Raw genomic sequence first — 5,021 nt, forward strand, 5'->3', positions numbered from 1 at the left:
GGCACGCCCGAGCCGCGCGGTGTGACGGTCGAGGACGGGCGCATCCTCTCCGCGCATTTCCGCCCGCTGGAGCCGGTCGCCGCCGACGGGCTCGAGATCCTGCAATACGACCCGAGCTACTACGTGGCCTACACCCTCGACCCGGAGATCGCGGTGCCCGCACCCTGCCGCGCCGAGATCGTCGCCGCCGACCTCGACGCCGCCGAGGCCGCAGTGCAGGCCGAGCTGATGCGGGTGCCAGAGGACCAGTTCGAGGTGCTCGAGGTGGGCATCCACTACGCCGACCGGATCATGCTGACATGCGAACCGTCCTCCTGACCGGCGCCGCCCTCGTGGCGGTGCTGGCGATCTGGCTCTGGGGCTTCGGCGGCGCCGACGTGCTGGCGCGCGCCGCGGTCGAGGGCCAGCGCGAGGCGCAGGTCGCGATGGCCGGCGCGCTGCGCGGGCTGCGCAGCGGCGAGCCCGGGGCGCTTCTCGGGCTGCTGGCGCTCTGCTTTGCCTACGGGTTCTTCCACGCCGCGGGCCCGGGGCACGGCAAGCTCTTGATCGGAGGCTACGGCGTCGGGCGCCGGGTGCCGCTGCTGCGGCTCTCGGGGCTGGCGCTGGTCTCGAGCCTCGCGCAATCGGCGGCCGCAGTGCTGCTGGTCTACGGCGGCGTCTTCGCGCTTGGCTGGGGGCGCGAGCAGCTTACCGACGCGGCGGACCGCTGGTTCGAACCGGCGAGCTACGCGGCCATCGGGGCCATCGGCGTCTGGCTGCTGCTGCGCGGACTGCGCAAGCTCTGGCCGGGGCAGGGCGCAGGCCATCACGACCACCACGATCACCACCATCACGATCACGACGGCACCTGCGCCACCTGCGGCCACGCCCATGGGCCGACGCCCGAGCAGGTCGAGCGGGTCGAGGGGCTGCGCGATGCGCTGCTGCTGATCGGCGTCATTGCCATCCGCCCTTGCACCGGCGCGGTGTTCCTGCTGATCCTGACATGGCGCATGGGGCTCGACGCCGCCGGCATCTCCGGCGCCTTCGCCATGGGGCTCGGCACTGCCTCGGTTACGCTGGCGGTGGCGCTGGCCTCGGTCACCTTCCGCGAAGGCACGCTGGCGCGCTTCGCCACCGGCCCGCGGGCGCTGCGTGTGACGGGGGGCATCGAGGCCGCCGCCGGCGCGGTGATCGCCATCCTCGCCACGCAGTTCGTGCTGCGCGCGCTCTGATCCCGCAACCCGCCGCAACGCGGGCGGGTGGGAGAATGACGCGTGGAACACACGCAAAGGGGCTTCACAGTGTCAGATTTATCGCGTAAGGCGGGTGGCTTCGCCGCTGCCTAATTCTTGGGCTTGTCGCGAACTTTGACCCCCGCTAGAGCCCCGACATGAACGAGACGCTCCCATACCGCCGGCATGCCCGCGCGATCCTGTTCCTTGGCCTTCCGCTGATCGGAGGCCATCTGGCGCAGCTTGCCATCAGCTTTACCGACACGGCAATGATCGGGCGCTACGGGGTCGACGAACTGGCGGCACTGACGCTGGCCTCGACGGTGTTCTCGGTGTTCTTCCTGTTCGGGTCGGGCTTTGCGTGGGCCGTCATGCCGATGGTCGCCGAGTACGATTCCAAGGGCGACCACACCCAGATCCGCCGCGCCACCCGCATGGGGCTGTGGCTCTCGATCGGCTTCTTCGCCTGCGTCATGCCGCTGCTCTGGTTCTCGGCCCCGATCCTGGGTCTGCTCGGGCAGGAGCACAGCGTGGCGCTGGACGCGCAGGTCTACCTGCGGGTTGCGGGCTGGGGGCTGCTACCGGCGCTCGGCGTCATGGTCTTCAAGAGCTTCCTCGCGGCGCTCGAGCACACCCGGGTGGTGTTCTGGATCACCGTTTTTGCAGCCGTCGCCAACGGTTTCGCCAACTACGCGCTGATCTTCGGCAACTGGGGCGCACCCGAGCTCGGCATCCGCGGCGCGGCCATCGCGTCGCTGGTCTCGCACGGCGTGTCGCTGGCGGGGGTGATCGCCTACGCCCGCCTCAGCCTGCCCCAGTACACGCTCTGGCAGCGCTTCTGGAAGCCCGACACCGAGATGCTGCGCGAGGTCTTCGCGCTTGGCTGGCCCATCGGGCTGACGACGCTGGCCGAGGTCGCGCTCTTCGCCGCGACCGCCATCCTGATCGGCTGGATCGGCGCCGCGCCGCTCGCCGCCCATGGCATCGCGCTGCAGCTCTCGGCCGCCACCTTCATGGTCCACCTCGGACTTGCCAACGTGGCGACGGTGCGCGCGGGGCAGGCCCGCGGCCGGCGCAAGGCGGGGTTCCTGCTGCGCGATGCGCACACGGTCTTCCTGATGTCGGTGATCGCGGCGATGTTCACCATCACCGCCTTCCTCACCATCCCCGAGCACCTGATCGGCCTCTTCCTGTCGCCCGACGACCCCGAGCGCGACCAGATCATCGCCATCGGCGTGTCGCTGCTGAAGGTCGCCGCGATCTTCCAGCTGGTCGACGCGCTGCAGGTGGTAGCGCTGGGGCTGCTGCGCGGCCTGCAGGACACCCGCGGCCCGATGAAGATCGCCACCATCGCCTACTGGGGCCTTGGGCTGCCCTCGGCCTACGTGCTTGGCTTCGTGGCGGGCTTCGGCGTCACCCGCGGCTGGTTCGGGCTGGTGATCGGGCTCGACCGGAGGCGGGTCCTTGCGCTCGCGCGCCGCGCCGCATAAAGCGTCTCGGAAAATGCCTTGGAAGGCGCCAAACCCTAGCCAGAGGAGCGGGACATGGGATTTCGCATGGGGATCGTGGGTCTGCCGAACGTCGGCAAGTCGACCCTCTTCAACGCGCTGACGAAGACCGCCGCGGCGCAGGCGGCCAACTTCCCGTTCTGCACCATCGAGCCCAACGTGGGCGAGGTGGCGGTGCCGGACGCGCGGCTCGACACGCTGGCGTCCATCGCCAAGTCGCAGAGCATCATCCCGACGCGCATGACCTTCGTGGACATCGCGGGGCTGGTGAAGGGCGCCTCCAAGGGCGAGGGCCTCGGCAACCAGTTCCTCGCCAACATCCGCGAGACCGACGCCATCGCCCACGTGCTGCGCTGCTTCGAGGATGACGACGTCACTCACGTCGACGGCCGCGTCGACCCGGTGTCGGACGCCGAGACCATCGAGACCGAGCTCATCATCGCCGACATGGAGAGCCTCGAGAAGCGCCTGCAGAACATCGTGCGCAAGGTGCGGGGCGGCGACAAGGAGGCGGTCCAGCAGGAGCGCCTGATGAAGGCCGCGCTCGAGATGCTCGAGCAGGGCAAGCCCGCACGCCTCGTCGAGGTCGACGCCGAGGACCTCAAGCAGTGGAAGATGCTGCAGCTGCTGACCTCGAAGCCCGTGCTCTACGTCTGCAACGTCGACGAGGACGAGGCCGCCACCGGCAACGCGCTCTCCGAGGCGGTCGCCAGGATGGCCGCCGAGCAGGGCAACGCCCACGTGGTGATCTCGGCCAAGATCGAGGAAGAGATCAGCCAGCTCGACGCCGAGGAGGCCGAGATGTTCCTCTCCGAGCTCGGGCTCGAGGAGGCCGGTCTCGACCGTCTGATCCGCGCTGGCTACGAGCTGCTGCACCTCGAGACCTACTTCACCGTCGGCCCCAAGGAGGCGCGCGCGTGGACGATCCGCAAGGGCACGCTGGCGCCGCAGGCGGCGGGGGTGATCCACGGCGATTTCGAGAAGGGCTTCATCCGCGCCGAGACCATCGCCTACGAGGATTTCGTCGCCAACAAGGGCGAGGCCGGGGCCAAGGAAGCGGGCAAGATGCGCGCCGAGGGCAAGACCTATACGGTCAAGGACGGCGACGTCCTCCACTTCCTCTTCAACACCTGAGGCTGGACCCGCACCTTCCTTTGGCCTCAAATATCCCGGGGAGCGCGAGGGGCAGAGCCCCTCGTCTCCGACCGTTCCATGGGCACGGGGCCAGATGATGCAGATCTCCGCCAATCTCGGGTTTCTCTACACCGAGCTGCCACTTCCTGACCGCATCCGGGCCGCGAAGGCCGACGGTTTCGATGCGGTGGAGTGTCACTTCCCCTATGACACCCCGGCTGCTGCCCTGCGCGATGCCCTGCACGAGACCGGCCTGCGCATGGTCTCGCTCAACACCGTGCCCGGCGACATCGCCGCGGGCGAGTTCGGCCTCGCCGCGCTGCCCGGGCGCGAGGCCGAGGCGCAGGCGGCGGTGCGGCAGGCGGTGAGCTACGGCGCCGCGATCGGCGCGGGCGCGGTGCACGTGATGGCGGGCCGCTCGCAGGGCGCGCCCGGGGCCGAGCAGTGCTTCCGCACCACGCTTGGCCTTGCCTGCGATCTCGCGGCGGCAGAGGGCATGTCGGTCCTGATCGAGCCCATCAACAGCCGTGACGCGCCGGGCTACCATCTCTCGCTGATCGAAGCGGCCGCCGAGACCCTCGCCGCCGTCGGTCGCGACAATCTGAAGATTCTCTTTGATTGCTATCACCTGCAGATCATGCAGGGAGACCTGACCCGGCGCTTCGCCGATCACCTGCCAGACATCGGCCACGTGCAGATCGCCGCCGTGCCCGACCGGGGCGAACCGGACGGGGGCGAGCTCTGCTACGAACGGCTTCTGAAGGGGTTTGCCCAGGCGGGCTACGCGGGCGCGGTGGGGGCCGAGTACCGACCGCGGGGCGGCGACACCAGTGCCGGTCTTGGCTGGCTCCCGGGACTTCGCGCCGCCCTCGCGTCGGGGCGCCTGCAAGGCTGAGCCGGGCGCTCGGCTCAGCCGCTTGTCATATCAGAGACAGAAACCGGTCAGGCCGGGATGGCGGCCTCGGGCACCAGCGCGCCGCGCGACTGGATCACCCGCGAGGCAAGCCCCATGGCCTGCTCGGCGGCATCGCGCAGCGACTGGCCCATCGCGAGCCCGGCCAGCAGGCCCGCGGCAAAGCTGTCGCCCGCGGCGGTGCTGTCCACCACGGTCTCGACCGGGCGGGCGGGGACCACGAGATCGCCGCTGTCCTTCTGCCAGAGCACG

General features: G+C 69.9%; 6 protein-coding genes. 5 read left to right on the forward strand and 1 reads right to left on the reverse strand.

Annotated elements, in window-relative coordinates; genetic code table 11:
• The 5 genes from HC022_RS18935 to HC022_RS18955 form a co-directional block, all read left to right on the forward strand.
• Nucleotides 1–318, forward strand: a 318-nt coding sequence (locus HC022_RS18935) for a DUF1007 family protein (protein WP_167453457.1), incomplete at its 5' end; no start/stop codon positions are given.
• Nucleotides 300–1,214, forward strand: coding sequence for a nickel/cobalt transporter (locus tag HC022_RS18940; RefSeq protein ID WP_167453458.1), 915 nt, complete (start codon nucleotides 300–302; stop codon nucleotides 1,212–1,214). The genes HC022_RS18935 and HC022_RS18940, both read left to right, overlap by 19 nt.
• 158 nt (nucleotides 1,215–1,372) lie before the next feature.
• A complete protein-coding gene (locus HC022_RS18945; RefSeq protein WP_167453459.1) occupies nucleotides 1,373–2,704 on the forward strand; it encodes an MATE family efflux transporter in 1,332 nt (443 codons plus the stop codon).
• 54 nt (nucleotides 2,705–2,758) lie between these two features.
• Nucleotides 2,759–3,856 (forward strand): redox-regulated ATPase YchF, encoded by a 1,098-nt coding sequence (ychF, locus tag HC022_RS18950; protein ID WP_008884728.1) that lies wholly within the window; start codon nucleotides 2,759–2,761, stop codon nucleotides 3,854–3,856.
• Between the two features lie 97 nt (nucleotides 3,857–3,953).
• Nucleotides 3,954–4,751 carry a hydroxypyruvate isomerase family protein gene (locus HC022_RS18955; RefSeq protein WP_167453461.1) on the forward strand — a complete coding sequence of 266 codons (798 nt, stop codon included), beginning with the start codon at nucleotides 3,954–3,956 and terminating at the stop codon, nucleotides 4,749–4,751.
• A 47-nt stretch (nucleotides 4,752–4,798) separates the two neighbouring features.
• Here the strand turns inward: HC022_RS18955 and HC022_RS18960 are convergent.
• Nucleotides 4,799–5,021: PfkB family carbohydrate kinase (locus tag HC022_RS18960; protein WP_167453460.1), on the reverse strand; the 223-nt coding region annotated here is incomplete at its 5' end.

The sequence above is a fragment of the Salipiger sp. HF18 genome (genome assembly GCF_011806505.1).
GTDB classification, from domain to species: domain Bacteria; phylum Pseudomonadota; class Alphaproteobacteria; order Rhodobacterales; family Rhodobacteraceae; genus Salipiger; species Salipiger thiooxidans.

What these genes read in the sequence shown, in the direction of transcription:
- HC022_RS18940 (WP_167453458.1), top strand. Translation starts at nt 300, where the DNA reads ATGCGAACCGTCCTCCTGACCGGCGCCGCCCTCGTGGCGGTGCTGGCG.
- HC022_RS18945 (WP_167453459.1), top strand. Translation starts at nt 1,373, where the DNA reads ATGAACGAGACGCTCCCATACCGCCGGCATGCCCGCGCGATCCTGTTC.
- ychF (WP_008884728.1), top strand. Translation starts at nt 2,759, where the DNA reads ATGGGATTTCGCATGGGGATCGTGGGTCTGCCGAACGTCGGCAAGTCG.
- HC022_RS18955 (WP_167453461.1), top strand. Translation starts at nt 3,954, where the DNA reads ATGCAGATCTCCGCCAATCTCGGGTTTCTCTACACCGAGCTGCCACTT.